The following is a 1,816-nucleotide window of genomic DNA, read 5'->3' as shown; positions in this document are numbered from 1 at the left end:
GCGGTGATGGTGACCTTGACCAGATCGCCTTCGTTGCCCGGCGTGCCTGGCTCGTCGGTCACAGCAGTGCTGACCGGGGTCTTGTCCAGAACCAGGTTCTCGAACTTGCCGACATCAGCACCATCAACAGAAGCGATCGATTTGATCACTGGATCGTTGGCACCGGTGTAGACGTTGTCCGGCGCAGTCACGGTGGTGAAACCGGTAGTGCTATTGGCCGGGACCGTGATGACGGTGGTGCCATCACTCAGGGTGAAGGTCAACGCCGAGTGTTTGTCGATCGGCAGACCGTCTTTGTTGGTCAGCGTAATGGTGTAGGTGATCGCACCACCTTCGGTGACCGAAGGTGTAGCAGTCAGCTTGGCCACCACGTCGTCGGTGGTGTCGGTGACTTTGACCGAGGCTGCATCGCCCAGCTGCAGGTTTTCGAAGGCACGACCGTCAACATCGACGGCGGACTTGATACCCAGCTCGATTTCACCGGCGTCTTTGTAGACGTCATCGCCTTGCGCTTCGTGGGTGTACGGCGCGCTGGTTTCACCCGCCTTGATGGTGACGGTGGCGTTGTTGCTCAGGGTCACGACCAGATCGTGAGCCAGGGCATTGTTGATGTGAACGGTGAACGTTGGTTTGACGTTCTCGGCAACCGAAACCTGATCAGCCGTGATGGTGACTTTGACCAAGTCGCCTTCGTTGCCGGTGCCTGGAGTACCCGAGCCCGGCTCGTCGGTCACAGCAGTGCTGACCGGGGTCTTGTCCAGAACCAGGTTCTCGAACTTCCAGGCGTCTGCGCCGCTGACATTGGCAATCGACTTGACCACCGCGTCGTTGGTACCAACGTAGACGTTGTCCGGCGCGGTGACGGTAGCGAAGCCGGTGGTGCTATTGGCCGCGACGGTAATGACCGTTTTGCCGTCACTCAGGGTGAAGTACAACGGCGCGTGGTTATCGATCGGCAGACCATCTTTGTTGGTCAAGGTGATGGTGTAAGTGATTTCACCACCTTCGGAGACCGAAGGGGTCGCGGTCAGCTTGGCCACCACGTCGTCGGTGGTGTCAGTGACTTTGACCGACGCGGCATCACCCAGCTGCAGGTTTTCAAAGGCACGACCGTCAACATCGACGGCAGATTTGATGCCCAGCTCGATTTCACCGGCGTCTTTGTAGACGTCATCGCCTTGTGCGTCGTGGGTATACGGCTCGCTCGAAGTCTTGCCGGCCTCGATCACCACAACCGCATTATTGCTCAGCGTCACGACCAGGTCGTGGGCCAGCGCGGTGTTGATGTGGACAGTGAAGGTCGGTTTGACGTTCTCGGCGACCGAGATTTGGTCGGCGGTGATGGTGACTTTGACCACGTCGCCTTCGTTGCCGGTGCCTGGAGTACCCGAGCCCGGCTCGTCGGTTACGGTGGTGCTGACTGGGGTCTTGTCCAGAACCAGGTTCTCGAACTTCCAGGCGTCTGCGCCGCTGACATTGGCGATCGACTTGACCACCGCGTCATTGCTACCGACGTAGACGTTGTCCGGCGCGGTCACCGTGGTGAAACCGGTGGTGCTATTGGCCGGCACGGTGATGACCGTTTTGCCGTCACTCAGGGTGAAATACAACGGCGCATGGTTGTCGATCGGCAGGCCGTCTTTGTTGGTCAGGGTGACGGTATAGGTGATCTCGCCGCCTTCAGTGACCGAAGGGGTGGCGGTCAGCTTGGCGATGACGTCGTCAGTGGTATCGGTCACTTTGACCGAGGCCGCATCGCCCAGCTGCAGGTTCTCGAAGGCACGGCCATCGATGTCTGCTGCCGACTTCACGCCCA

Annotated in this window: 1 protein-coding gene; it reads right to left on the bottom strand. The window is 59.4% G+C overall.

The window, feature by feature from the left end:
- A partial coding sequence (locus QOS90_RS27490) for an immunoglobulin-like domain-containing protein (protein ID WP_349496969.1) occupies positions 1-1,816 on the bottom strand: 1,816 nt, incomplete at both ends.

Source organism: Pseudomonas sp. LAIL14HWK12:I10, assembly GCF_900184205.1.
In the GTDB taxonomy this organism is placed as follows: domain Bacteria; phylum Pseudomonadota; class Gammaproteobacteria; order Pseudomonadales; family Pseudomonadaceae; genus Aquipseudomonas; species Aquipseudomonas kermanshahensis.
The sequence above is the reverse complement of the archived record's forward strand: the minus strand, read 5'-3'. Positions and strand labels throughout refer to the sequence as shown.